General features: G+C 64.3%; 31 protein-coding genes. 13 read left to right on the plus strand and 18 right to left on the minus strand.

Annotated features, from left to right (window positions below):
- Positions 1-24: 24 nt before the first annotated feature.
- From ACFQU1_RS04900 to ACFQU1_RS04940, 9 genes are all read right to left on the minus strand, one after another.
- Entirely contained in the window at positions 25-582 is a 558-nt protein-coding gene (locus ACFQU1_RS04900) for a hypothetical protein (protein ID WP_378129894.1), read from the minus strand.
- A 14-nt stretch (positions 583-596) separates the two neighbouring features.
- On the minus strand, positions 597-866 hold the full coding sequence (locus ACFQU1_RS04905; RefSeq protein ID WP_378129896.1) for a hypothetical protein: 270 nt from the start codon (positions 864-866) through the stop codon (positions 597-599).
- A gap of 10 nt (positions 867-876) precedes the next feature.
- A complete protein-coding gene (locus tag ACFQU1_RS04910) occupies positions 877-1233 on the minus strand; it encodes a hypothetical protein (RefSeq protein WP_378129898.1) in 357 nt (118 codons plus the stop codon).
- A gap of 1052 nt (positions 1234-2285) precedes the next feature.
- Positions 2286-3044, minus strand: coding sequence for a hypothetical protein (locus ACFQU1_RS04915; RefSeq protein ID WP_378129900.1), 759 nt, complete (start codon positions 3042-3044; stop codon positions 2286-2288).
- 303 nt (positions 3045-3347) lie between these two features.
- Positions 3348-3863 carry a single-stranded DNA-binding protein gene (locus ACFQU1_RS04920; RefSeq protein ID WP_378129902.1) on the minus strand — a complete coding sequence of 172 codons (516 nt, stop codon included), beginning with the start codon at positions 3861-3863 and terminating at the stop codon, positions 3348-3350.
- Complete coding sequence (locus ACFQU1_RS04925; RefSeq protein WP_378129904.1) at positions 3860-4168, minus strand: hypothetical protein; 309 nt, start codon at positions 4166-4168, stop codon at positions 3860-3862. Before ACFQU1_RS04925 ends, ACFQU1_RS04920 begins: the two co-directional genes overlap by 4 nt.
- Complete coding sequence (locus tag ACFQU1_RS04930) at positions 4165-4377, minus strand: helix-turn-helix transcriptional regulator (RefSeq protein WP_378129906.1); 213 nt, start codon at positions 4375-4377, stop codon at positions 4165-4167. Before ACFQU1_RS04930 ends, ACFQU1_RS04925 begins: the two co-directional genes overlap by 4 nt.
- Positions 4377-4598 carry a helix-turn-helix transcriptional regulator gene (locus ACFQU1_RS04935; protein WP_378129908.1) on the minus strand — a complete coding sequence of 74 codons (222 nt, stop codon included), beginning with the start codon at positions 4596-4598 and terminating at the stop codon, positions 4377-4379. The genes ACFQU1_RS04930 and ACFQU1_RS04935 overlap by 1 nt, the downstream gene beginning before the upstream one ends.
- Before the next feature lie 186 nt (positions 4599-4784).
- A complete protein-coding gene (locus ACFQU1_RS04940; protein WP_378129910.1) occupies positions 4785-6284 on the minus strand; it encodes a tyrosine-type recombinase/integrase in 1500 nt (499 codons plus the stop codon).
- A gap of 463 nt (positions 6285-6747) precedes the next feature.
- Here ACFQU1_RS04940 and ACFQU1_RS04945 point away from each other — a divergent pair, with 463 nt between their 5' ends.
- Positions 6748-7668: a YihY/virulence factor BrkB family protein gene (locus ACFQU1_RS04945; protein ID WP_378129912.1), complete on the plus strand. Its 921-nt coding sequence runs from the start codon at positions 6748-6750 to the stop codon at positions 7666-7668.
- A gap of 12 nt (positions 7669-7680) precedes the next feature.
- On the opposite strand, the gene ACFQU1_RS04950 is transcribed toward ACFQU1_RS04945, so the two are convergent.
- Positions 7681-7968 (minus strand): hypothetical protein, encoded by a 288-nt coding sequence (locus ACFQU1_RS04950; protein WP_378129914.1) that lies wholly within the window; start codon positions 7966-7968, stop codon positions 7681-7683.
- Positions 7969-8314: 346 nt separating this feature from the next.
- Between ACFQU1_RS04950 and ACFQU1_RS04955 the strand changes: the two genes are divergently transcribed.
- Both ACFQU1_RS04955 and ACFQU1_RS04960 read left to right on the plus strand, forming a co-directional pair.
- Positions 8315-9214, plus strand: a complete 900-nt coding sequence (locus tag ACFQU1_RS04955; RefSeq protein WP_378129916.1) for an MBL fold metallo-hydrolase — start codon at positions 8315-8317, stop codon at positions 9212-9214.
- Between the two features lie 128 nt (positions 9215-9342).
- Positions 9343-10116, plus strand: coding sequence for an NAD kinase (locus ACFQU1_RS04960; RefSeq protein ID WP_378129918.1), 774 nt, complete (start codon positions 9343-9345; stop codon positions 10114-10116).
- Positions 10117-10182: 66 nt separating this feature from the next.
- Here ACFQU1_RS04960 and ACFQU1_RS04965 read toward each other — a convergent pair whose 3' ends face one another.
- Complete coding sequence (locus tag ACFQU1_RS04965; protein ID WP_378129920.1) at positions 10183-11358, minus strand: DUF2336 domain-containing protein; 1176 nt, start codon at positions 11356-11358, stop codon at positions 10183-10185.
- Positions 11359-11470: 112 nt separating this feature from the next.
- Between ACFQU1_RS04965 and ACFQU1_RS04970 the strand changes: the two genes are divergently transcribed.
- Together ACFQU1_RS04970 and ACFQU1_RS04975 are read left to right on the plus strand one after the other, a co-directional pair.
- The gene (locus tag ACFQU1_RS04970) at positions 11471-11962 is read left to right on the plus strand and encodes a MaoC family dehydratase (protein WP_378129922.1); all 492 of its coding nucleotides are present in this window, start codon (positions 11471-11473) and stop codon (positions 11960-11962) included.
- 3 nt (positions 11963-11965) lie between these two features.
- Positions 11966-12862, plus strand: coding sequence for an HpcH/HpaI aldolase/citrate lyase family protein (locus tag ACFQU1_RS04975; RefSeq protein WP_378129924.1), 897 nt, complete (start codon positions 11966-11968; stop codon positions 12860-12862).
- Here the strand turns inward: ACFQU1_RS04975 and ACFQU1_RS04980 are convergent.
- Complete coding sequence (locus ACFQU1_RS04980) at positions 12843-13403, minus strand: nitroreductase (protein WP_378129926.1); 561 nt, start codon at positions 13401-13403, stop codon at positions 12843-12845. The two genes, ACFQU1_RS04975 and ACFQU1_RS04980, sit on opposite strands and share 20 nt — an antisense overlap.
- Positions 13404-13707: 304 nt before the next feature.
- Here ACFQU1_RS04980 and ACFQU1_RS04985 point away from each other — a divergent pair, with 304 nt between their 5' ends.
- On the plus strand, positions 13708-14631 hold the full coding sequence (locus tag ACFQU1_RS04985) for a hypothetical protein (protein ID WP_378129928.1): 924 nt from the start codon (positions 13708-13710) through the stop codon (positions 14629-14631).
- A gap of 6 nt (positions 14632-14637) precedes the next feature.
- On the opposite strand, the gene ACFQU1_RS04990 is transcribed toward ACFQU1_RS04985, so the two are convergent.
- Positions 14638-15354: an ArsR/SmtB family transcription factor gene (locus tag ACFQU1_RS04990; protein WP_378129930.1), complete on the minus strand. Its 717-nt coding sequence runs from the start codon at positions 15352-15354 to the stop codon at positions 14638-14640.
- A 52-nt stretch (positions 15355-15406) separates the two neighbouring features.
- On the opposite strand from ACFQU1_RS04990, the gene ACFQU1_RS04995 reads away from it, so the two are divergent.
- A complete protein-coding gene (locus tag ACFQU1_RS04995) occupies positions 15407-15703 on the plus strand; it encodes a DUF1127 domain-containing protein (RefSeq protein WP_378129932.1) in 297 nt (98 codons plus the stop codon).
- Positions 15704-15723: 20 nt separating this feature from the next.
- Here ACFQU1_RS04995 and thrS read toward each other — a convergent pair whose 3' ends face one another.
- Both thrS and yidD read right to left on the minus strand, forming a co-directional pair.
- Positions 15724-17691: a threonine--tRNA ligase gene (thrS, locus tag ACFQU1_RS05000; RefSeq protein ID WP_378129934.1), complete on the minus strand. Its 1968-nt coding sequence runs from the start codon at positions 17689-17691 to the stop codon at positions 15724-15726.
- Positions 17692-17750: 59 nt separating this feature from the next.
- The gene (gene yidD / locus ACFQU1_RS05005) at positions 17751-18101 is read right to left on the minus strand and encodes a membrane protein insertion efficiency factor YidD (protein ID WP_378129936.1); all 351 of its coding nucleotides are present in this window, start codon (positions 18099-18101) and stop codon (positions 17751-17753) included.
- 255 nt (positions 18102-18356) lie between these two features.
- Here yidD and ACFQU1_RS05010 point away from each other — a divergent pair, with 255 nt between their 5' ends.
- Positions 18357-19091: a MipA/OmpV family protein gene (locus ACFQU1_RS05010; RefSeq protein ID WP_378129938.1), complete on the plus strand. Its 735-nt coding sequence runs from the start codon at positions 18357-18359 to the stop codon at positions 19089-19091.
- A 45-nt stretch (positions 19092-19136) separates the two neighbouring features.
- Here ACFQU1_RS05010 and ACFQU1_RS05015 read toward each other — a convergent pair whose 3' ends face one another.
- A complete protein-coding gene (locus tag ACFQU1_RS05015; RefSeq protein ID WP_378129940.1) occupies positions 19137-19607 on the minus strand; it encodes an iron-sulfur cluster assembly scaffold protein in 471 nt (156 codons plus the stop codon).
- A 156-nt stretch (positions 19608-19763) separates the two neighbouring features.
- Here ACFQU1_RS05015 and folE point away from each other — a divergent pair, with 156 nt between their 5' ends.
- The 3 genes from folE to ACFQU1_RS05030 all read left to right on the plus strand — a co-directional run bounded on the left by folE (position 19764) and on the right by ACFQU1_RS05030 (position 22020).
- On the plus strand, positions 19764-20405 hold the full coding sequence (gene folE / locus ACFQU1_RS05020) for a GTP cyclohydrolase I FolE (protein WP_378129942.1): 642 nt from the start codon (positions 19764-19766) through the stop codon (positions 20403-20405).
- 61 nt (positions 20406-20466) lie between these two features.
- Entirely contained in the window at positions 20467-20889 is a 423-nt protein-coding gene (gene hisI, locus ACFQU1_RS05025; RefSeq protein WP_378129944.1) for a phosphoribosyl-AMP cyclohydrolase, read from the plus strand.
- Positions 20890-20955: 66 nt separating this feature from the next.
- Positions 20956-22020, plus strand: a complete 1065-nt coding sequence (locus ACFQU1_RS05030; protein WP_378129946.1) for a patatin-like phospholipase family protein — start codon at positions 20956-20958, stop codon at positions 22018-22020.
- Positions 22021-22059: 39 nt separating this feature from the next.
- Here the strand turns inward: ACFQU1_RS05030 and ACFQU1_RS05035 are convergent, their stop codons facing one another.
- Complete coding sequence (locus ACFQU1_RS05035; protein WP_378129948.1) at positions 22060-22491, minus strand: CBS domain-containing protein; 432 nt, start codon at positions 22489-22491, stop codon at positions 22060-22062.
- Positions 22492-22676: 185 nt separating this feature from the next.
- Complete coding sequence (locus ACFQU1_RS05040; protein WP_378129950.1) at positions 22677-23444, minus strand: rhomboid family intramembrane serine protease; 768 nt, start codon at positions 23442-23444, stop codon at positions 22677-22679.
- Between the two features lie 307 nt (positions 23445-23751).
- On the opposite strand from ACFQU1_RS05040, the gene ACFQU1_RS05045 reads away from it, so the two are divergent.
- Both ACFQU1_RS05045 and ACFQU1_RS05050 read left to right on the plus strand, forming a co-directional pair.
- Positions 23752-24366: a PilZ domain-containing protein gene (locus ACFQU1_RS05045; RefSeq protein ID WP_378129953.1), complete on the plus strand. Its 615-nt coding sequence runs from the start codon at positions 23752-23754 to the stop codon at positions 24364-24366.
- A gap of 195 nt (positions 24367-24561) precedes the next feature.
- Positions 24562-25197, plus strand: a complete 636-nt coding sequence (locus ACFQU1_RS05050; RefSeq protein ID WP_378129955.1) for a transglutaminase-like cysteine peptidase — start codon at positions 24562-24564, stop codon at positions 25195-25197.
- Positions 25198-25281 lie beyond the last annotated feature (84 nt).

Consider the following 25281-nt stretch of genomic DNA (forward strand, 5'->3'; position numbering starts at 1 on the left):
TCGCCAGCGCCGGCCGGAGCGCGTTCAGGATTTCGCTGTCGGGGTTCGCGACCCCTCGTCATTTCGCCAGAAAGCCGCCTCATCACCGATCGCCATGACGGCGGTGTCGCCGCGCGCCGTTCGCCACGATGCCGGCCTGACCATGATGTCGATGCCGTTCCGCAGCCGAAGGGTGTCGGCGGTTCGGCTCTCGACCAGGCTGGTGAGCAACGGCACTGTATCGAAGACGCCGGCCGCATAGCCGAACGCCTTCGTCGCCTGGCGCTCCGACACGGCCAAAAGAGGAATAACGCCCCTCTCGCCGACCGCCAGCTTGTCGGCATGGTCGACCAACGCCGCGAAATAGCAGGCCAGAACTGCCGCAGCGCGGGTCTTGCCGCCGCGGCGGCCAATCACACACCAAAGCTCCTCGACGCGGCTCAGCGGCTCGCGCTGGCGCCCGGTGAGGCGCCGGAAGTGCTCGCGCTCGTCGTCGGTCAGCGCCTCGCCCATCGCGGCGATCAACAGCGCGCGCCAAGCGGCCCAGCTCGGGCCCGGCATCACAGTGCCGAGGAGGTTTTCATCCTCGAGCGCCTCGCGCATGCTGACGAGCACGGTCATGCGGCGTCATCCTGCCGTTTGGCCGTGAGATAAGCCCGCACATCAGCCGGACTAGCGCCTGTCTTCTTCGGGCTCAAACGATCGGCGAGTAGGTCGGCGAGCTTCGTGGTGGCGCTGATTGCCGCGCTCACGTTGCCCTGCTTCCGTGCCTCCACATAGCCGGCGACCAACATCGAGCACAGGCGCGCCCGGATTTGCTCTGGCTCGGCGTGAAGGAACCAATCCGGCCCGTCTGGTGGTGGCGCCCTGGGCGTTTCATCGGCCATAGCTGAGCTCCTATGCCGCCGGCTTGCGGCCGGCGAGATAGCTGCGCAGGTCGAATTCGGCCTTACGCCGGACCTTCCGCTTGAGCGCCGCCAGCGTCCTCGCCGCGGCGTTGGCGAGGCGGATCGCCTGGTTCTCGTCGATGTCCTCGCCGTTGACGATCGCGGCCTGAAGCATCTCGCTCCGCACGATCAGCCCGGCCGCTTGCCGAACGAGCGCCCGATCGCTTTCGGTCAAAGCGTCCGGCCCGCCCAAGTCATCGACGAAGCTGATCACCAAGTCGCGGAACCGCCTCGCCTGGGCGCTGCGGCCGTCGACGCCGGGTAACAGAACCGACCCGTTCGTGATCCTCGCGCGAGCCGTGCTCAACCGGAGGGCTTTCTCAGGGCGATCGGCCTGCAACTTTCCGCTCGTCGAAACCATCCGCCATCGACCTCCAATGTTGCGCGCCGGGTTCGGTCAGCGGACAACCGCCGGTCTCTCATCGAGAGGCGAGCGACACAGGGTATCGTTACCCGCACGTTACCCTAACCTAAACCGCCATATCAATGATGGCGACTAATAGACTTGAAAACAAGATTTTTATTAGTCAAGACTATCTGATTGACTATCAGTTGAACCGCCCAGCACGGCCGCTCAAGGCGCCGCAGCGGTCAAGCTTCACCAGCCCACCCGCCAGCCCCTCGACAAGCCTCCAGAACCGCCCCGAAAAGGCCTCCCCAGCCGGCCCAGATCCCAGCCCACCCCGTCAAAAATCACATATATAACGTTTATGAATAATAAAGCCGCCTCACATCACAAAGACGATATGCCGCTGCGGCGTGACGGGGTGGCGCGTTTCAGGCGCAAGACGGGCTCTGTCTTGGCAGGTGGGTGTCTTTGGGCGCCTTCCATGACAGTTGGAGAGGGCAGGCGCGCTTGAGGCGCTGCCCCTTGCTCGGCATGACCCTAGGATCGCTTGCGGAAGCTCAGCGTGGCCTTTGCCGGTCTTGAGGCTCTTTCCCTTGGCGGCTCGTCCTTGCGCCTCCTGAGCCGTTTCTGGCGCTCCAAGCGCTCCAGGAGGCGCCCGCGCCTTCATGGTTTAGGCTGAGAGCTTGGCACGTTCCCGTGACCGGTAGCGGCGGGACATTGAGACAAATGTCTCATGTCCCACTTCGGCATTAAGTGATTGAGCCAGTGCCGTTTACGGAAGCGGCGCCCTTCAGTCTTAGGGCGCGATAGGCGGCGCGCCGGAAAGCGCGTCCGCCCTTGCTCGACGGGTGGCGTCTATGGCTGCCGGCAGCGGGACTGTCGCATGGGCGCTGTGATCGGTAGCGCGAGGGGCGGGCTCGCTTCGAGCTCGCCGCCCCCTTAAGCGTCGCGTGAGACAGGTGTGTCCCCCCTATCCTTTCTTTATATATTGTGGGGTAGACGGACCTGTCTCACCCACCGGCCTCGCGGGCGCGCTTTCGGTACCATGCAGAGCGGCTCATCCCCTCGGCATCCCATGGCTTTGCCGCTGCGAGAGATTGGGCGATGAACTGCTCCCGTGGCATGGCGCCCTTGGCGCGGCGTTGACGTGCCTTCTTTTCACGGCCGATGCGTCGCTTACGCTCCTCGGCGGGTTCGTCCCAGGCATCGAGCCGGCGGATGCGGAGCTCGCTGCGCTCGGCGGTGGTAAGCTCGACCGCGGCGCCTGCTGCTTCAGGCGACATAACTCGATAACCTCGCCAGACACGGCGTGCGGTCTCGCGGCCATGTACGGCGGCCAGTATCTTGGCTGGATCGATATCAAGGAGACCGATCCGGCGGCAGAGATCATTCACGCTCGCCACGTCAACCTCTTTGCCGAGTGCTGCGGCGGTGTCCGCAAGGACCGAGGCCCAGCCATCGGGGTTGCCGATATTGTCTCCACGACGGATCCGAAAGGCCACCAGCCGGCCGAGCTCGTTTAGGCGCTGGAGCGCGGCTATTTCGGTCCAGTTTGGCTTGGTGCCGGACTTTTTGCGGACGAGCCGGATAGGCTCAGCGAAATAGCCGATGACGGCTTGGCCGATGCTCAGCTTGCGAACTTCTGAAGGGACAACGCGAGCCGCCGTTGCGGCGGCCGGGTCGCTCTCGTCGATAAGCGCGGCCTGGGGCGCCCTCACGACGCGTAGACGTGCATCCTCTGCCGTTGACCGGCCAGCGTCGGCTTGCACGCGCGACGCTCGTTTGGTAGAGACGGGCTGCAATAAGGCCTATCCCGCCCCGTCGCCTTTCCGGCTGACGGGGCTTCTTTTTGCCTCAGCCAACCGCCAGGGTTGCGTCGGCGATGTTGAATAGGTGCGCCACCAGGGCGCTCCCCGGGGGGAGGGCTAGGGTTGGGGAAGCGTTGGTGCCGCTCCAGGCGGCCACTTCCCCGGCGCGCCACCAGGGCGCGCTGTCGGCTACGGCGCTAAGCGCCAGCAGCATCAGCCGAACCGATCATCACATGACCGGCCAAGATGTCAACGATTGCGGCTTTAGAACGGGATGTCGTCACCGAGGTCACCGACACCACCAAGATCCTCGATCACCTGCCGGGCGCGCGCCAGCGGGCCGTTGCCGCCGCGCGCCGCTCGTCGTTTGGCGGGCGCTTCCGAGGAAGGCCGCTCGGTCTCGCCCCGTCCGGCCCGATCGGGAGCGCGGTCCTCAGCAGACGCGCGACCGGAATGGCCGGCGGGATTTCTGGCGCCGCTGGTGACCGATCGGGCCGACATGACCGAGTCGGCTACAACCTCGAGCAGGCATCGGTCCTCGCCATCGCCGGCCTTGAAACAATTCCTCCGCAGCCGCCCGAATATGTTGATGCGGTCACCTTTGCGGTGCTCTAGGAGCAGCTCGGCCTGGCCTCCGAAGGCGACGACACCGATCCACTCGGCATCGCCGTCGCCGAGGTCGATGGCGAGGCGGGCCGCCGCCATCGGCGTACCGCTTTTTGTCGAGATCGACCGCGGGTCAGTGCCCAGGCGGCCGACGGCCGCGAGCAGCGCGCTCATTGCGAGCCCCCTATCTCAAAAGGAGGCCAGGGGTTTGCATCGCCCTCGGCGAAGCGCCTGAGCCGCCCGGCACCTTCGTGCGCCATCAAGCGAACGTGCGCGTCGAATGTGTCTATCAGTTTGTCGACGCCGTCCGGCGGAAGCCGCGCCCCCGCTCCCGCAAAGATGCTCGCGGCCATCATGGAAATGGCCGTGATGGCGTCAGCGCTTTCCAGGAAGTCTGCAAAAGGCGGCCTCACACCGTGCTCCGCGAGCACGTCGAAGATGTCGGAGAGGATCTCCATCGACTTGTCCCCGCCGCTCATGACGATACCCTCCCGACGATCTGCGCGCGCTCCCAAGCCTCGATCTCGGCCAGCTTCCAAAATCGCTGGCGTCCGAAGTAGGCCGGGCGGGGGAAAGTCGGATCGTTCTTCAACCGGCGCACGACCCACATGTGCGAAACGCCGGCATAGCGAGCACGAAGGCTGCGGACGCTCAGATATTCGCGGCCGTTGCCGCTGTCGGCGCCCATCAGACGGCCTCTTTCATCACGGCAGGATCGACCGCCTGCGCTTCAAGCCAACGATCAACGTCCTGCTCACGATAAACGACCGTCGCGCCGACCTTGAAAAACACCGGACCACGGCCGGACCGGCGCCAGCTCCGTAGCGTTGCCTCGCTGACTCCGATGAGACTAGCGACCTCGCCCGGCGACAAGAAACCCCGAGCCTGGAGGCGCTCGATCTTACGCATGTTACGTCACCCTTTCGTAAAATGAAGCGAATGACGTCCGTTAAAGCGCAGATTCCTTCACCCATCCACCAGAAATTTACTACGCATTTTGCGTCATTGCAAAGCGCCAACGCACTTTGCGTCGTGAGAGAGAAGACCGAATACTTGGATCATCTGCAGCTGCGCAAAATGCAACTTCGACAAGGGCTACCTGCTGCCCCGGATCGGGACGACACGCTCGTCCTCAGCCGAACCGTTTTTCATCGCGTCCAGAAAGGACCGCCACCGCGTGCCGCCCTCCTGAATGGCGTGCCGAAACTCGCGCTCCCGGCGCTTTCGCTCCTCGCGATCGTGAGCCGCCATGTAGCTGGCATGCGCCGCTCGCGCCTCATCGTCGGTCAGGAGCTCGATAAAACGGCCCCACGCCTCCAGCGCGGTTTCCTTGTCCACCGCGAAATCGTGGCGCTGGTATACGCCGGCGACGCCTGCGAACTTGCCGCTAACGTGGTTCAGAACCTTTTCGATGACCTCCAGCGGAATGCCGAGGGCGGCCATGCCAGACGCTGCGGTGCGGCGCAGGTCATGCAGGCGCCACGGCTGGAGCTCGATGCCAGCCGGGTCTTCGCCGCGCTCCTCAGCCGCCTTGCGCAGGTGCACAAGCATGCGCGTGTCAACCGCCAGCTTCGACTTGCTGAGCCCAGAGATCGGCGTTTTGCCGTTCGTAGTGAATACGAGCGACGATCCGCTCGCACGCGGCAGCTTGTCGAGGATCGCGCGCACCGGCTCGGCCAGCGGCACATCGTGGGCAACGCCGTTCTTGACGCGCTCTCCGGAGATCGACCACAGATCGCCCTTGATCTCGCCCCACGTCATCTCCCGCACCTCGTCGCGGCGCTGAGCCGTGAGCAGCAGCAAACGGAACAGCTCGCCGAATGGCCAGCCGACTTCACCGGTCGCCTTCCAGAAGGCCGAAACCTCATCATCGGAGAGCACCCGATCGCGCGAAATTTCCGCCGCCTTGGCGACGTTCGCGCAAGGATTGGCCTCCGCGAGATCCTTGGCGATCGCCCAACTGTAGAGCTTGCGCAGCGCTGCCAGGGTGCGGTTCGCCGCGATGGGCGCGCCGCGCTCGGCGATCTCGTCGAACAGGCCGATGATCTCTGACCGCTGGATGCTGCCGAGCGGCCGGTGCCCCCAGCGATCCACGATGCTGCTTTTGACCACCGCGAACTGCAGGGGATCGTCGCTGGCCTCTGTCTTCGCCTTGTCTGGCGACAGACCGAGGATGCGCGCCGTCTCCCGCCACGACCGGTTTTTCGGCTTGGCATAGATGGCGATGAACCGACGGACGACGTTCTCGAACCGCTTTGGATCGCTATCACCGTCCTCGCGGGCCTGCCGCTTTTTTGCGACCTTCTCGGCGCCGGGATCCTCGCCACGTTGGACACGTTCCAGCAGATCGCCGGCCTCGGCGCGGATGCGCCGCAGCTCGGCGCCGGCACGCTGGACGTCATCACCGGCGAGGTAGGGGCTGATCGTCAGCTTCCTCGGCTTGCCAAAGTGCCGGTAGCGAACTGCCCATGATTTCGCGCCGCTCGGCTGTATAATGAGATAGAGTCCCGCCAGCATACCGTCCGGGATTTCGAGCCGCTTTTTCGGATCCGCTTTGAGCTTCGTGAGCGCGACCGCCGTGAACGCCTTCGCCATCCCTCGCCTCCTTGGGGTAACTCTGGGGTAACAAACAGCACCGTTATTGATCGTTACCCAGCGTTATATAACAAAGACTAACGAGGATGAAAATCTCTTGAAAAATCTCAGCTTCTGGCAAACGGACCACACTGATTTTCAACGGCATTTCTGGGCCACTCACCTGATTTGTAATCAGGGGGTCGAGGGTTCGAATCCTGTAACCGGCACCAGCTCGGTCGATCTCCTTCACCTCTGTCGGACGACCCACGTTCCAAGCCGGCCATAGCCTGGCGGCTATGCCGCGTCGACTGCGGTAGAAGATGTCCCCTGCGTACCGGGTCCAAGTTGTACCGGGTTCAAGTTCTTGCCAAGCCGGCGCCCGGAACTCCAACAAATCGTGACACGTTGAAACGCTGGCGGTGGCGAGGCGGGGATGCGGGTGTTCGATCGAGGCAGAGCGCCGCGGAGGCTCTGGACGGCAATGGCCGTCTCGGCCCTGCAAGGTTTGCGTGAACGCGACGAAGCGGTGCGACGCAAGCAACCGGTCGAGACGCGCTCGCCGCGCCGCGGCCTCTGGTCGACGCTCTGGCGCCTGGTTGACCGTGTCTCGCGCGACAACCTCAGTCTGGTGGCGGCCGGCGTTGCCTTCTACGCCATGCTCGCGATCTTTCCGGGCCTCGCCGTCTTTGTCTCGCTCTTCGGCCTCGTTGCCGATCCGAGGAGTGTCGAAAGCCAGATCATCTCGATGGCTGCCTTTCTGCCCGTGGAGGCAACGCAACTCCTCCTCGGGGCGCTGAAGGCTCTGGTCGAGAAAAATACCTCGCAACTCAATCTCGGCCTGCTCTTCGGCCTCGGCTTCGCCTTGTTCAGTGCCCGCACGGGCATGAGCGCGCTGATGACCGGCCTCAATATCGCCTATGACCGTCCGGAAAGCCGCAGCATTTTTTATCAACAGGTCGTGGCCCTGGCACTCACACTCGGCGCCATCGCCTTTGGCGTGATTTCGCTCCTGGGCATCGCCGCAGTGCCCGCCGCGCTGTCATTTTTTCCGGTACCGGAGCACATCCGCACAACGCTTCTCCTGGTGCGCTGGCCGATACTGGCCATCGTCACCATGGTCGGATTTGCGCTGATCTATTACGCGGCGCCCTGCCACAAGGTGCGCTGGACCGAAACGATCCGCGGCGCGATCTTCAGCACGGCGCTGTGGCTCGCCGGATCGGCCTTCTTCTCCATCTACGTCTCGCGTTTTGCCGCCTATGACGTGACCTATGGCTCACTCGGCGCCGTGGTCGTGCTCCTGCTCTGGCTGTGGCTCACGGCGCTCGCCCTGCTCATCGGGGCGGAGGTCAATACGCTGAACAACGACCGGGCCTACGACAAAGAGGCCGAGAGCTTGTGATTTGCCCCCGCCTCAGCGTCGTTCGATGCGGTCGTCGGAGAGGATGACATATTCGCCGTCGATCACGCCGGGAGGCTGCGGCGGCTGATGCTTTGCCCGCCGCCATCCCAATCGATGGGCCAAACGATAGAGCAGGCCGACGATCACCACGATGGGAAAGACGATGAGAAAGGCGCTCGCCGCCACGATGGCAAGCGTCAGCACCAAGGTCACGGCAATCGCCACGGCCAGCCAGAACTGCCAGCTGTTCATGCGAATGAACTGGATCCGGCCGCCCTTCAATTGATCATATCCCAGCATCAAATCCTCGGCTTAAGCCGTCGATGACCCTCGATGCCACCCATATGGGGCTTTTCGTTGATCAATCCAAGAATCCCTTTGCTCCTTTGACTCCCCCTGCCCTTTTCGCCGTCACAACCGGCCCTGCATGGCCTTCTCTGGAGCAAAAGCCGCAGCAAGCGTCAAATTCACGTGAGCGGGACCATTCCGGCTTCTGCGAAGGCTCGCCATCAAGGATCTTAGCCCCGGCCACGACGAGGTCACATCGACCCTGTCGGGCCCCAAGGAGAACGCCATGTTGACACGACGCTCGATCCTTGCCGCAACGACAGGCCTTGTCGCGACGACTTTAACGATGGAAACCGCAATGTCTCAGAACAACGCCGCGCCAGCAGCCGATGAACAAGCGCCCGGCTTTTATCGTTATCGCGTCGGCGACATCACGGTGACGGCCATCAATGACGGCAATGCCGTGCGGCCGATCGAGGGCCTCATTCGCAACGCCGACATTGCGGCCGTGCGCCAGGCGCTCGCGGACGCGTTCTTGCCGACGGACAAGATCGCGCTCACCTTTACCGCGCTCGCTCTTCAAACGGGCGGCAGGCTCGTCCTCATCGACACGGGCAACGGCGACCTCGGTCCACCGACCGCGGGCATGTGGCTGGCGAATGCCAAAGCCGCGGGTTTCGCACCCGAGGATGTGGACGTGGTCGTCATCAGCCATTTCCACGGCGACCATATCAACGGGCTGCGCAAGAAGGACGGCACGGCCGTTTTCCCGCGCGCCGAGATCAAGGTGCCGGCGCCGGAATGGGATTTCTGGATGGACGATGCCAAGATGGCCGCCGCGCCGGACGCAGCCAAGGGCAATTTCCAGAATGTGCGGCGGGTATTCTCTCCGATCGCCAAGGATGTGAGCCGCTTCAACTGGAACGAGGAGGTCGTGCCCGGCATCACCGCCGTCGCTGCGCCCGGCCATACCCCCGGCCATACGGCGTTCAACATTCAATCCGGCGACAGTCGGCTCTTCTTCATGGCGGACACGACCAATCACCCGGCCCTCTTCGTCCGCAATCCGGAATGGCAGGCGGTCTTCGACATGGACGGCAATCTCGCGCGCGATACCCGGCGCAAGCTGCTCGACATGGCCGCGGCCGATCGCGTGCAGGTCGCCTTCTACCACGCGCCTTTCCCCGCGACCGGCTACATCACCAAGCGCGACGACAGCTACGACATGGTCCCGGTCGGCTGGAATCCGCATCCTTGAGCCGACACCGCGCCGCCCGCCGGCGCGGCTTTTTTGCCTCTCGGCTGGACGTGCTATGTGTCTGGCTGATCGGGATTCGCCGTCGCGGTCGCTACCGCGGCGGCATCCAGCTGGCACAGTGATGGTCCATGGCCCGCCGCTTCTCGTCCATTGCCTTCGTCGCAAGCGACACGCCAGAAGCGCATGAGGCGCAGGTCCGGCTGCAACAACGCTACGGCAGCGTTCCCGCCGAAACGGCGGACGTGCTCGTTGCCCTCGGCGGCGACGGGCTGATGCTGCAGACGCTTCACCGCTTCATGGGAACAGCCAAGCCGATCTACGGGATGAACCGCGGATCGGTCGGCTTTCTCATGAACGAGTTTTCAGAAGACGACCTGATCGAGCGGCTCGAGGCTGCGCATCGCAGTGTCGTTCACCCGCTCCTGATGATCGCCGAGACCAAGGATGGCGTGCGCCATCAGGCGCGCGCCATCAACGACGTCTATATGCTGCGCCAGACCTACCAGGCCGCCAGGCTTCGCATCACGATCGACGGCAAGGTGCGCATGGCCGAGCTCGTCGCCGACGGCATTCTCGTCGCAACGCCGGCCGGCTCCACGGCTTATAACTTCTCGGCCAATGGGCCGATCCTTCCGCTCAATGCCCCACTTCTCGCGCTGACACCGCTCTCGGCCTTTCGGCCGCGCCGCTGGCGCGGTGCGCTGCTGCCCGACTATGCGCGGATTGCGATCGACATCCTCGAAAGCGATAAACGTCCGGTCAGCGCCGTTGCCGACCACACCGAGTTCCGGTCGGTGACCCATGTCGACATCGTCATGGACCGCAGCCTCGACCTCGTCATGCTGCACGACCCCGGCCATAGCCTGGACGAACGCATCCTGAGCGAACAATTCGGCTATTGATGCCCGGCGCGAGACGCCTGCCGATGAGCAGAAGAATCGGCTCGGCGCGTGGCTTGCCCGACGATCTTACGCAGCCAGCGCGCGCGGCAATTCCGACCCGGCGCGCTCGTCAACGGCAGTCACACTGATCTCCGACTCACCCGTGACGGCATGCTCTGCGGCTTCGGCAGCAAAGCCTTCGAGCAGCGCGAGAACAGGAGCAGCGGCCTCTTCGGGCATAGCGCGGCAGCCCTGGAGCGCGCCTGCGACCAGGCCAGGCGAAAGGCGGCCGTCGGCGGGGCGCTTGATCGCCACGTCATGAAAGGCGTCCAGCGCCGCCGTGAACACGGGCAAGAGCCCCTCGGCCAAACCGGCGCGGCGATAAAGCCGCGCAAAGCCAGCGCCCTTGCGCTCGTAGAGCGCGGCATGGGCGACATCCCGCGATATCCCGGCCAGATCGGCGAGAGCGATTTCGACCAATGCCGTCTCTCCGGAAAGGAGGGCGCGCAGGAGGAGGCCAATGGTCAGTTGATCGCTTTCGATGAGATGCGTCACGAGCCTCGCCAATTCGGACGCGTCCGCCTCAGCCGCCATAGCCACCGTGGCGGCGTCCCGAGCCTGCCTGTGAAGGCGCTCGCCCTCAGCTGGCGAGAGCCAGCCCTGCTGGACGGCGAATTGCGCCAGCCGTTCGGACATGCGGGCGGCGATCGCCTGCCGCGTGAAGGCCGGCAAGTCGCGACGCGTGCCGAGAGCCGCCTGGAATTCGGGATCGTCCCCCACGCGGCTGAGCATCCGCTCAAGAACGCCGGGTGACAATTTGGCGCCCTCGTTAGCCGCGAGCTTGACGAGCACATCGGCAGGCGCGATCTCCGCGAGGGCCGCGGCCGCGGGGACCGGCAGAGCCTGGCGGCCGGCGATCGCCATCTGGGCAGTAACATCGCCCACGGCGGCGCAATCGACGAGCTGTTCCGTAGTCAGAGCCGGTGAGGTTGCGAGAAGCGGGAGCGCGGCTTCACCGTCCTCGGCAAGCTTGGCAAGGATCGCCTGCGGGACCTCCGGTGACCTGCTCAGGGCCTCGGCCAGGGCGCGGCGGACCTCCGGCGATTCGTCCCGGGCAAGGTCATCGAGCGCTTTGAGAACATCGTCCCTGTCCGACGGGGAGAGCGGGGACTGGGCATAAGCGCGAACCAGTGCGTCAGCCGCTTTTGCCCTTTGCGAAGCCGTGGCCGTGCTGGCCCACACGAGGTAACGACGAATAATCATACCACCCTCGACACTGACCGAGCACGCCACCTTTCGTGCACTCCCCGCGACAGTGAAGTCGTTATGGTAAATCTTGTGTTAAGATCCGAAGCAAAGCGGCGAGGAAACCGAGATGGCAGGCCAGACTGCACCCGTGGCGCACCCGAGAGGTGGTTTGTTCTTCGAGGATTTTCGCGAAGGCGAGATGGTTCGGCATCGTCTGACCCGGACGGTGACGCAGATGGACAACATGCTCTTCTCGAACATGACGCTCAATCCGCAGCCGCTCCACATCGACGCCCATTTCTGTGCCACCGAGACGGAGTGGGGCCGGCCCCTCATGAATTCGCTTTTCACGCTCGGGCTGATGATCGGCATTTCGGTCAACGACCTGACCGTCGGCACGACGATTGCCAATCTCGGCATGACGGAGGTGCGCTTCCCCGCGCCGCTCTTCGAGGGCGATACCGTCAACGTAACGACCGAGGTGACCGGCGCGCGGGCGTCGCGGTCGCGCCCGGAGTCCGGGATCATCGAATTCCTGCACCGCGCCTATAAGCAGGACGGAACGCTCGTCGCCGAGTGCCACCGCCAAGTTTTGGTGAAGCGCCGGCAGGAGGCGTGATCGATGCGCTCCCTGCTTTTCGTTCCCGGCGACAGCGACCGGAAGCTCGCGAAAGGGCTGGATACGGGCGCCGATGCGCTGATCCTCGATCTGGAGGATTCGGTCGCCGCAGAGGCGAAGCCACGGGCGCGTGAGATCGTTGCGAGTTTTCTGGCCGAGATGGTGCCGCTATCGGCCCGGCCGCGGCTTTTCGTGCGCGTCAATGCCTTCGGCACGAACCTGACCGACGCCGATCTCGATGCGGCGGTCGCGGCTGCGCCCGACGGCATCATGCTGCCGAAGGCAACCGGCGGCGCGGATGTCGGGCGCCTCGCCGCCAAGCTCGCCGTGCGCGAGGCCCGCGCGGGGCTGCCCGACGGCTCCATTGCGATCCTGGCGATCGCGACAGAAACGGCAGCATCGCTATTTGGCCTCGGCAGCTATGGGAATGCCAGCCCCCGCCTCGCCGGCTTGGCCTGGGGAGCGGAGGACCTTTCGGCCGATCTCGGCGCCGAAACCTATCGCGACGGAAGCGCCCTGACAGACCCGTTCCGCCTCGCCCGCACGCTGACGCTGCTCGGCGCTCCGGCCGCCGGCGTTGCGGCGATCGACGCCATTTTTGCGGATATCCGCGATCTGGACGGGCTAGCCGACGAATGCCGCGCCGCAAGCCGTGACGGTTTCACCGCCAAGATGGCCATTCACCCGGCGCAAATACCGGTCATCAATGCAGCCTTCACACCCTCGGCCGAGGCTGTCGCGAAGGCCCGCGCCATCGTGCAGGCCTTTGCCGATGCGCCAGGGGCCGGTGTGCTGACCCTTGACGGCATGATGATCGATCGCCCGCACCTCTTGCGCGCTGAGCGGCTCTTGGCACGGGCGGAGGCGATCAAGGCCCAGGTTAGCCCGGATAGCGGCTGACGATCTCCGAGAGCGGCGGGCGGGGCCGGTCCGTCTGGCGTTCCACCGGCGTGCCGATATGGACGAAGCCGGCGATGCGCTCGTGCGGGGCGAGCCCGAAGAGATCGAGGACGCGGCGGTCGTAGGCATACCACTCCGTCAGCCAGGACGTTCCATAGCCCATCGCATTGGCCGCTATGGTGAGCGTCATGGCGACGGCGCCCGCCGACAGAACCTGCTCCCATTCCGGGATCTTCGCGTGAGGCGCGGCCCGCGAGACCACCGCGATGACGACCGGGGCGCTCGCAAGGCGCTCGCGCTCCGCCTTGAGCCTCTTATCGTCGGCTTCCGGGTTATCCACGGCATAGACCTGGGCGATCACCTCCCCTGCCTGCGCCAGCCCCTCGCCTTCAAACAGAATGAATCGCCAAGGGGCGAGCTTGCCGTGATCGGGAACGCGGGACGCGATCTCGAGCAAGCTCGTGATCTCGTCGGCCGAAGGCCCGGGGGCCTGAAGAAGACGCGGCGGAACGGATCGACGCGTGCGGAGAAGGTCAAGCATGGGATATGTGCTCAATTCACTGGTGATTGACGTGGGCCTGCGGCATTCGGATAACGGGCCTGGGCAACACTGAGGATCACGGGTGACCCATCCATGCCGCGCTCAGATGTCTCTGTCGAGCCTCCCTTGAGCACGGACTGCCGAGGCAAATCGACCCTTCGGCCTCCCGTCCACAATATCGCCACAGCAACATCGGACTTCATCGTCACAGCCATATGGATTGGAATTGCACCGTGATCATCATCGATTTGCCGCTCGAAGTAGCGCCCGGCCTGACCGCGAATGGCTAGGGAATAGCGAGGAGATGGGTCGCATAGCCATCAGGAAGGGGCTTCGCCGGGCCATCAGCGTTCTGGGGGGCATTGCGGCTGTGGTTGCCGTTGTCGGCGCCCTTCCCGCCCGGGCCCAGGCGGAGCCGCCCGCGGTGGGCACCTCCATGGCGCCACTCCCGAACCGCGAGCTGCCGCCCGCGGCAGCCGCGATGGGTCATTTGACGACGAGCGCCATGCTGGGGGGCACACAAACGCCGATCCGCTCGGGCCTCATCTGGCGTGTATTCCGGATCGCCCCGGGCGAAACGCGGCCGGAGATCGTGGACCGATCGAACAGCGCGGTTGCCCGGTTCAACCTTCCCCAAGGTGATTATATCGTTCATGCGACTTACGGATTCGCCAGCGCCGTGCGCCGCATCGCGTTGCGCGGCGACGCCGACGAGACGGTCACGATCAATTCCGGCGCCCTGAAGATCGCAGGCAATATCGGCAATTATCACATCCCACCATCGAAGCTGACCTACTCGGTCTACCTGCCGGTCGGCAACGATTCGGAGGGCCGCCTGGTCGTCGCCAATGCGCATCCGGGCGATCTCATTCGACTGCCGGAAGGGAGCTATCACGTCGTCTCCACCTACGGCGATTCGAATGCCATCATGCGGACGGACCTGAAGGTCGAGGCCGGCAAAGTGACGGAAGCCACGATCAACCATCGCGCCGCGACGGTGACGTTGAAACTCGTCAATACGGCCGGCGGTGAAGCCTTCGCCGGCACCGCTTTCAGCGTCCTGACACCCGGCGGCGACGTGATCCGCGAGGCGATCGGCGCCTTTCCGTCCTTCGTGCTTGCCGAGGGCGACTATGTGCTCATCGCCCGCCACGAAGGCCAAGTCTACACGCGCGAGTTCAAGGTCGAGAGCGGGCAGGACCGGGATATCGAGATCGTCGCCAGATAGCGCGATCTAGGCGGCACGCTGTGCCGGCGCAGCGAAGGCCTCGACATCGATCCCGAACAGGTCCCGAAAGGCATCACGCCCGCTTTCGGTGACCTGAAGGGCGCGCGTGTCGCGCTCACGCAAGGTCCAGCCCTGGGCGAGGCAGTGGTCGCAGAGCGCCGCCCCGACCGCGCCGGCAAGATGATCACGGCGTTCGCTCCAGTCGAGGCACGGGCGACAGAAGGCCCGGCGGCTTCGGGCCGCGCCGTTGAGATCGATGCCGAGATCGCGAAAGAACCCCCGGCCGCTGGCCGAGACCTCACCGGCCCCGTCTCCGAGCCGCAGGTGACCGGCCTTCTGCAGGGCATCCGCCAGCGCCACGCCGAGCCGCCCGGCGATATGGTCGTAGCAGGTTCGGGCCGTCCGCAGTCGAGCATCAATTCTCACGGGCCATGCCGGGCTGGCCATGTCACTGGCGATCACCCCCATCAGCTCGATCATCTGCGCAATCTCCGAGGAAGCAAGGCGGTAGTAGCGGTGGCGCCCCTGCTGGGCCACCCGCACCAGCCCGCCGTCGAGGAGCTTGAGGAGATGGCCGCTCGCAGTCGGCGCGGCGATGCGTGCGAGAAACGCGAGTTCCTTCGCCGTATGCGCGCGGCCGTCCATTAGCGTCAGCAGGATCCGCGCCCGCGCCGGATCCCCGACGAGATGACCGATGTAGGCAAGGTGTGTCGGCGCACTCATGGCTTCATTCTAGCGGCGCATCATCACCCTCGCACGCCCGGATCATTCGGCCGTGAACAAAGCGTTCGGCAGCGACATCGCAGCCTCCAGGGCCGATGGTCTGCCGCGGAACGGAGATAGAACCATGGCAAACATACTGATCGCACGACAGACCCATTATCGGCCTGAGCTTGTCAGCCGGGCCATGCGAACTGTCGAGTGGCTCGAACTGTGCCAAAGCCGGTGGCGCGAACGCCGCCAGCTTGCTGAGCTCGACGACGCTGCACTCAAGGACATCGGCTTGTCGCGAGCCGACGTCGCGCGTGAGGCGCGCCGCTGGCCGTGGGAAGGCCCGCGCCGGCTGATGTGACCGAAGGCGCCGCCCCGACCTCAACCGGCGGCGGTCGCCTTCTGCAGGTCGGGTGGAACAGCCTCAGTGACGAGGCTCGCAAGCGCCGCATCGAGGGTCATCGATTGCTGGTTCGGCGAGCCGAGCCGGCGGATCGAGACGGTCCGCTCCGCGGCCTCCTTCCGCCCGACGACGAGAAGCACCGGGACCTTGGCGAGAGAATGTTCTCTCACCTTATAGGTGATCTTCTCGTTACGCAGATCAGCCTCGGCCCTGAGGCCTGCGGCCTTCAGCATGGCGGTGACTTCCGCAGCATACCCGTCGGCTTCCGACGTGATCGTGGCGACGACAGCCTGCGCCGGTGCGAGCCAGAGCGGGAAATGGCCGGCGTGATGCTCGATGAGAATGCCGGCGAAGCGCTCCATCGAGCCGCAAATCGCGCGATGGATCATCACCGGCGTCTTCTTCGCGCCGTCCGCATCCACATAGAAGGCGCCGAAGCGCTCCGGCAGGTTGAAGTCGATCTGCGTGGTGCCGCACTGCCATTCGCGACCGATCGCGTCGCGCAGGGTATATTCGAACTTCGGCCCGTAGAACGCGCCCTCGCCCGGCAGGATGCCGGTCTTGATACGATTGCCGGACTGGGCCGCAATTTGTTCCAGCACGTCCTTCATGACGGTTTCGGCGTGATCCCAAACCGCATCCGAACCGACGCGCTTTTCGGGCCGGGTCGAGAGCTTCACCACGATCTCATCGAAGCCGAAGTCGGCATAGGTCGACAGGATGAGATCGTTGATCTTCAGGCATTCCGCGGCCATCTGCTCTTCGGTGCAGAAGATATGCGCGTCGTCCTGGGTGAAGCCGCGCACGCGCATCAGTCCGTGCAGGGCGCCTGACGGCTCGTATCGATGCACCGCACCGAATTCGGCGAGCCGCATCGGCAGATCGCGATAGCTCTTGAGGCCGTGCTTGAAGATCTGCACATGGCCGGGGCAGTTCATGGGCTTCAAGGCGAAGACGCGCTCGTCGTCGGTCTCGTCGCCGGCCGACTGCACCTTGAACATATTTTCCTTGTACCAGCCCCAATGGCCGGAGGTCTCCCACAGGGATTTGTCGAGCACCTGCGGGGCATTGACCTCCTGGTAGTCGGCCGCGAGCCGCCGGCGCATATAGGAGATCAGGCTCTGGAAGAGGCTCCACCCCTTCGGGTGCCAGAAGACGACGCCAGGTCCCTCCTCCTGGAAGTGAAAGAGATTCATCTCGCGGCCGAGCCGCCGATGGTCGCGCCGCTCGGCCTCCTCCAGCTGATGGAGATAGCGGTCGAGATCCTCCTGGCTCGTCCAGGCGGTGCCGTAGATGCGGGTCAGCATCGGATTGTTGCTGTCGCCGCGCCAGTAGGCCCCGGCCACCTTCATGAGCTTGAAGGCATTGCCGATCTTGCCCGTGGAGGTCATATGCGGGCCGCGACAGAGATCGAACCAGTCGCCCTGCCGGTAGATCTTGATGCTCTGCCCTTCCGGGATGGCATCGACGAGTTCCACCTTGTAGCTCTCGCCCTTGTCGCGAAAGACGCGCTTGGCCTCGTCGCGGCTCCAGGTCTCCTTCGTGAAGGGCCTGTCGCGCGCGATGATCTCGCGCATCTTCGCCTCGATCTTCGGCAGATCCTCGGTCGTGAAGGGCTCGTTGCGCGCGAAATCGTAATAGAAGCCGTTCTCGATCACCGGGCCGATGGTCACCTGGGTGCCGGGAAAAAGTTCCTGCACCGCCTCCGCCAGCACATGCGCGCAGTCGTGGCGGATGAGCTCCAGGGCCCGCGGATCGTCGCGATTGATGAATTCGATGCGCGCATCCCGCTCGATGGGATCGGCCAGGTCGGCCACCGTCCCGTCAAGGGCCATGGCGACCGTGCGCTTGGCGAGCGACGGCGAGATGCCTTTGGCGATGTCGAAGCCTGAGATACCGGAGGTGAAGGAGCGCTGGGCGCCGTCGGGAAAAGTCAAGGTGATCATCGTCATACTCCCGCTCACTCCTGCATACTGAGCAGGTAAGCTTTTGCCGGACGGAGAGCTCAGGAAGTGGTCGAGGCTTCGCCGCCATCCGATTCGACGGCCTCGCAAATCGGCTGTGGCGCATTGACACCGTGCCAGCGGCCGTAGCGCCAGGGCTTATACCAGAGTGCGTCTTCGGGCAAATGTTCGGGCACGAGGTCGAGCCCCGAGCTGCCCCATGGATGGCACCGGCAAAGCCGCGCCGTCCCGACCCACCCGCCAGCCCAGAAACCGTGTCGGGCAATCGCTTCGTCCATATAGAACGAGCAGGTCGGCAGGTGGCGGCAGGTCCGCCCCACGATGCTCGACAGGGTGAGCTGGTAGCCGCGGATCAAGAGATGCGCAATGACAACACCCGGCCCTTTTCTCACCGCTGCGCTTGCCTTTTGACGTCGAGGTGGAACACTGCCCTACCTTCACTGGCATCGTCCGCAACTTCGTGGTGGCGGATGCCACGGCCGGCCGGCGACGGGACGAGTAAGCAAATGGTGAACTTTTTGCTCAAGAAAAGAAGCCGTTGCGTAAGGAGTGTCATCATGGTTCGGTATGCGTTGCCTGCTCTTGTCGGTCTCGGTCTGATGGCCGGTGGACCCGCGTCTGCTGCGGATTGGAGCTTTCCCTCACAGATGACGACCACGGCCCAGCCGACCAGCCAATGGATCGTGACGCTGAAGGGCAACGGCATCTTCTCCCCCGATTATCTCGGCGCGAGCGACTACACCTTTACGCCCTTCCCATCGCTCGGCATTCGGCGGGCCGGCACCCCGGCTGCATTCAGCGCACCCGACGACGGCATCGGCATCGCCCTCCTGGAAACGCCGTGGCTGCGTATCGGGCCTGTCGCGCGCTACCGGCCCGGCCGCTACCTCGATGACAATGCCGAGCTCTTCGGCCTGTCGAAGGTTCCGTGGACGATCGAGGTCGGCGCCTTTGCCGAGGTCTGGCCGACGCCCAACCTGCGCGCGCGTGCGGAAATACGGCATGGCTTCCGCGATGACGACGGCTGGGTCGGCGATCTGGCCGCCGATTTCGTTCAGCCTTTCGGCAAATGGACCTTCTCGGCGGGGCCGCGGCTTTCCTTCGGTGCCGATACCTTCATGCGCACGAATTTCGGCGTGACACCCCTCGAGGCTTCCCTCAACGGTCTCGTGACGCCGTACAAGCCCTCCGCCGGCCTTTTCGGTGCCGGCGTCTCCGGCGCCGCGACCTATCAATGGGACCAAAACTGGTCGACGACGGTGCAGGCGAGCTGGATGCGCCTCGTCCAGGACGCCGCCAGAAGCCCGATCGTCAGGAATATCGGCTCGCGCGACCAGTTCGTGCTGGGCGTAAGCGCCGCCTATTCCTTCTACGTGCAGTAACGGTCCGGGGCCGGCTTCGCCCTCGCGGATCAGGGCGCCTTCGGCTTACTCCACAGCCGAAGGCAAGCCGGCCGTCTCGGCCTCGCCCCTCGCCGCCTCGATCTTGTCGATGGCGTCGACCACCGCGTCAAAGGTCAGCATCGTCGAGGCATGCCGCGCCTTATAGTCGCGGACTGGCTCGAGCACGGAGAGATCGGCCCAACGCCCGTCCGGCGGCGGACCATTCTCCTTGAGCATGCGGCGCATGTCATCACGCACCTGGCGCAGTTCCGTGGCCGTCGCGCCGATCACGTGGCGCGCCATGATCGACGAGGAGGCCTGCCCCAGCGCGCAAGCCTTCACATCATGCGCAAAATCCGTCACGGTATCGTGATCCATCATGAGATCGACCGTCACTGTCGACCCGCAAAGTTTGGAATGGGCGGTCGCCGACGCTTGAGGCTCAGCTAGCCGGCCGAGCCGCGGAATGTCCGCGGCCAGTTCGAGAATTCGCCGATTGTAGATGTCGTTCAGCATCGATTCGCCTGTAGGATTGCGTCATCTTGCGTTGCAGCGCCACCCGTTATGCATATATAGGCACTGAAGGTCGCCAGCAGAAAGTCGTGCTATTTTGTCGGCGATTAGTGAGCATGGCCAGCAGATGTGGCAGTGCGAATGAGCGGGAGGCACCACATGGACGCAGTGGTTAAGTCCTTGTCCGCGCGAATGGCTGATGCCACCGCCGACAAGCCCAGCATACACCGGCCGAGCCGGGAAGAGGCGGAAGCCGCCGTCCGTACCCTCATTCGCTGGGCGGGCGACAATCCCGACCGGGAAGGCCTGCTCGACACGCCGGCACGAGTGGTGCGCAGCTACGAGGAGCTGTTCCGCGGCTACCGCGAGGATCCGCGCGAGGTGCTCGATCGGGTCTTCGAGGAAGTGGCGGGCTACGAGGGCATTGTCCTCGTCCGCGACATTCCGTTTCATTCCCATTGCGAGCACCACATCGTTCCGATCATCGGCAAGGCCCATATCGGCTATTACCCCAGCGTCGGCGTCGTCGGTCTGTCGAAGCTCGCCCGGCTGGTGGAGGTTTTCGCGCGCCGCCTGCAGACCCAGGAAGCCATGACCGCGCAGATTACACAGGCTCTCGAGACGGCGCTGGCCCCGCGCGGGATAGCTGTCTTGATCGAGGCCGAACATATGTGCATGTCGATGCGCGGCATCCAGAAGCAGGGCGTTTCCACCTTGACGACCAGCTTCACCGGCCTTTTCAAGGACGAGCCTACGGAACAGGCCCGTTTCATCGCCATGGTCCGCGGAAAGGCCGAGTGATGAACGGACTGGGGGCAGGCTGGGCAATCCGCCACGCTCGCCTCGGGATGGGACGCGCGCGGTGACCGCTGATAACACCACCACATCGGCTGCGCGTGGCACCCGTCGGGATATCGAGGAAGGCGTCGCGTTGATGCCGGCCTTCGACGGCAACGGGCTCCTCACCTGTGTCACGACCGACGCCGACACGGGCGAGGTTCTCATGGTCGCCCATATGAATGCCGAGGCCCTGGAGCGCACGATAGCCTCCGGCGAGGCTTGGTATTGGTCACGCTCGCGCCAGTCCCTCTGGCATAAGGGCGACACCTCGGGACAGATCCAGACCGTGGTCGAGATGCGGATCGATTGCGATCAAGACGCTCTTTGGATCAAAGTACGTGTCGGCGGCGACGGCGGGTGCTGCCACACGGGTCGCCGCTCGTGTTTCTACCGGAAAATTCCCATCGGCGAGGCTCCCGCCCGCCTTGTTCCATCGGACGGCTGACGCGCCTCGGCGCCAAGCCGCCCGGCCTTGAAGCGCTTGTCAACGAATTCCTGGCACGGTGCTGCGATGGTCATCGACGGAGGCCTCGATAAGGGAATGTTCGACACGGCTGCAACGCGCGTCCCAGAACCCAGCCGGCCTGACGAGCAAACAGGCGCCTCCCGCCATGTGAAGCTCGGCTTGGCCCTCGGTGGCGGCGCAGCACGCGGCTGGTCGCATATCGGCGTGGTGAAGGTCTTCGAACGCGAAGGCCTGATTCCCGATGTCATCGTGGGCACGTCGATCGGCGCCGTGGTCGGCGGATGCTTTTCGGCCGGCAAACTCGAGGTTCTGGAAACCTTCGCACGCACGCTGACCCGGCGACGCGTCATCGGCCTGCTCGATTTTCACCTGAACGGCTCCGGGCTCATCGCCGGCGATCGTTTGAAGCGCCTGCTCGAAGAACATCTGCCCGGCATTCGCGCCGAGGATCTGCCGCATCGCTTCGCCGCCGTGGCGACCGAACTCGGCAGCGGACACGAGGTCTGGCTGACCCGTGGCGTGCTGACGGAGATCATGCGCGCCTCCTATGCGCTGCCCGGCGTGCTGGACGCCGTGAAATTCGGCGGCCGTTGGCTGATGGACGGCGCCCTCGTCAATCCCATTCCCGTCACGGTCGCCCGAGCGCTTGGCGCGGATGTCGTCGTTTGCGTCAACCTCAATGGTGACGCACGCAGTCGCGGCGCCGTCATTCCGGTCGTTGATCCGGACGCTGGCGGCTCAACGCAGGCCATTATCGCGGAGGCCGCCGCACAGCGCCGAAGCCTGTTCGATCCCGTTTGGGGCGTAGCCGAGCGCGTGCGCCAGTTCGCCGCCCGATCGGACGGCGCGCCGGGCATCGGCACCATCATGGTCGATGCCTTCAACATCACCCAGGACCGTATCGCCCGCTCCCGCCTCGCCGGCGATCCGCCAGATCTCATGATCTCGCCGAAGCTCGGCCGGATCGGCCTTTTCGACTTCCATCGAGCGGCTGAGACAATTGCCCTGGGGGCCGAAGCAGCCGAGCGGATGGTCGACGAGGTCAAGGAATATCTGGCCCAGGAAACCGCCGCCCGACATCTGGTCGAGCAGGGCGGCCGCCTCGGATAACCGCTCTCCGATCGCGCCGGCGGGCCCTCCCCGTCCTGGTCACGCCGTTGCGATATATTCCCGCAGGACCTGATGCTCGCGCTCGACCTCCGCGAGGCGGTGCTTCACCACGTCGCCGATCGAGATGATGCCGACCAGGACCTCGTCCTCGACGACCGGCACATGGCGGAATTTGCCGAGCGTCATGATCTCCATGACATCGTTGACGAGAAAGCCGCCGTGGCAGGTTCGCACGTTGCCGGTCATGTGAGCGGAGACGGATTCGCCGAAAGCGGCGGCGCCCCGCCGCGCGAGCACCCTGACGATGTCACGCTCGGTGATGATGCCGAGCACCCGGCGATCGGCCCCCGCCACGACCAAGGCACCAATGTGCTTCTCGGCGAGGAGCTTGACCGCCTCGTCCAACGTGCGATGGGGCGGGATGGTAATGACGTCTCTGCCCTTCACCGCCAGAATGTGATCGACCGTCATTGTCTGTCCTCCAGGTGCAAGGCCAGGGACATGATGTCCTGCGACCAATTGTCCTAGATACTGGGCAAAGCCGACGCAGATCGCAAGGTGAAGGTGCAAAGCAGCTGGCGCCCATCAGCATCGCTGCTTGCGCCGCCGCTCTCGGGAGGGGCTCATAAACACGACTCTTCGGGACTGCCGGCAGCTCAGCGGCGCTTGCGGCCGATCGGGTCGAGCAGCGGAAAAAGCGCCAGTCCGGCCAAGAAGCCGCCGATATGCGCCTCCCAGGCGATGCCGCCTTCAACGAGGCCGAGCGGCATGGCGGCGAGCCCGAAGACGATATTGACCCCGAACCAGACGGCGATGAAGCTCATCGCGCGCCGATCACGCAGGACCTCGCGCAGGCTCTGGGCCGGCGCATATTCGGCCGCCGTCGGTTGATGCGCCATCCAGGGCTGGCTCGGCTGGAACACGAAACGGGTCGCGGCCGCCATGACGCCGGAAATCGCGCCCGAGGCGCCGATCATCGGCATGATGTCATAGACATGGACCAGCTCATAGGCGAGTGCGCCCACGACCGCGCAAAGGACCAGAAGAACGTAGAAGCGGACCAAGCCGAAGCGCCGCGCCACCGGGCTTCCGAAGGCCAGCAGCCAAAGCGCGTTGAAGATCAGATGCATCCACGAGCCGTGCAGGAAGGCGTAGGTGATCAGCGTCCATGGTTGCGCGCCGCCCTGAAGAAGCAGTTGAGCGAAGATCAAGCGCTGCTGCCCCTCCACGCCGCCGGCCGAAGACGCATAGGCGAAAACGGAATCGAGCGTCGAGGGCATCAAGGCCACGGTCAGACGGGCCGGAACGAAGGCAAAATCCACCAGCAATCGGAAGTCGGTCTCGGGATCGAGAACAAGGCGGCCAATATGGACGAGAAAGAGGGCCGCGATGACGATGACAACCGCAACAGGTGCGTTGACCATCGGCTCACGCGGAGACCTGACTGGCGTAAAGGAGTTCAGAGGCATGAATTGCTTTCGTCCGCCAGGCGGGGACCCGTTCGTCATCCCAGCGCTGCATCATGAGGGCGTCGAGTTGTGGCATATTTTCGGGATTAGAAACACCTTGGCCTGGACACGGCCCCGCCGGCGAGGCCTCCCGAAGGTGAGCTTATGGATAATGCCCCGTTAACGATGAATTGTTATAAGCCGGACCGCCGCGTGCATTGACCTGTTCCCCGTGGGAACGGCGAGCCACAATCTCGCGCGCCAGACGACGGGCACGGAACTTATGACGCCAACCGAGGACAGTACATCCCAGGAGATGCCCGCCGAAACCATCGAGCGGCGGCGGCATCAACGGGTCAAGATCGCTATTCTCGGGCGCTATATGCTCGAAAACAAGCTCGAGTACCCCGGTCAGACCATCGACGTGTCGCCTGGAGGGATCCATCTTCTCGCCCCGGTCCGCGGAGAGGTCGGCGAGCGGGTGATCGTCTATCTCGATCACATCGGACGCCTTGAGGGCGATATCGTGCGCCACTCGCCGGAGGGCTTCGCGATGACGATCTCCGCGACGCCGCGCAAGCGCGAAAAGATCGCCGCCCAACTCACCTGGCTCGCCAATCGCAATCTGCTGGACCCGGCGGAGGACCGGCTCGACCGCGGGGTTCCGGCCAATACGAGCACGGCGCTGACGCTTCCCGACGGAACGGTGCACGCTGTTCATATCATCGACATCTCGCCGACCGGTGCCGCTCTCCTCTCCGCCATCACGCCGGCTGTCGGCACCCTCGTCATCGTCGGGCGAACCACGGCGACGGTCGTCCGTCACTTCAACGGCGGCTTCGCCGTGCAATTCGGCGAGCAACTCCCACCGCAAGAATTCAACCTGATCGTCGACTGAACTCATTCGGCGATGTTCACTTGCGTTCTCGCGTGGCTCCGGCACCGGGACTGCGGAGGTCGGCTTCCTGCATCATGGCTCGGCCGTCATCGCGATAATTCGTCAGCGGAAAATAAACCAAAGAATTCAGTCTATTAGTTTTAAGGCCCAGAAAAATTCCCATGGCATCCTCCCGATGAACAGGTGGAGGACACCATGCGGATCTGGTTGGGCCAGGGAGCGATTATCGGGATTGCAGCCGTCATCGCCTCAGCGACGACAGCAATACCCGCTGAACGGCTCGTCTCGATGCCGCGCGCGAGTTCGGCAGCCGCGGAAAGCGGCACAATCCGAGCCCCAAGGGGGTGGATCGACTTCTGCGGTCGCCATTCACAGGATTGCACGCGTGACACGGCAGAACCGGAGCGGATCGACCTCACGCCGCGCTTTTGGCGCAAGCTGGTTGCGGTGAACAGCGCCATCAATGCCCGCCTGCAGCCTCTGGCCGACATGACCCATTGGGGCCTTACCGAGTCATGGGACTATCCCGACGACGGGAAGGGAGATTGCGAAGATTACGCCCTGGAAAAACGCCGGCGGCTCATCGCCGCAGGTTTTCCCCAGCGTGTGCTTCTGATGACAGTCGTTCTGGACGAAGCCGGCCAAGGTCACGCTGTGCTGCTCGTTCGCACAGACCGCGGCGATCTAGTTCTCGACAATAAACGTGATGCGATTTTTCCTTGGAGCGCCACGGGTTACACATTTATCAAGCGCGAGAGCCAGTCCCAATCCGGTTGGGTGGCCTTGGGAAATGCTGTTGGGCATACTGCCACGGCCACGTTTGTGCCCTAGGGTTCACAAAATAATCACAAAGAGAGTTAACGCGCGTTAACACATCTTGTTCCCCGAGCTGAGCCGTGAAAGAGTAAATGAAGC

The sequence above is a fragment of the Chelatococcus sp. GCM10030263 genome (assembly GCF_042666455.1).
Lineage (GTDB): Bacteria > Pseudomonadota > Alphaproteobacteria > Rhizobiales > Beijerinckiaceae > Chelatococcus.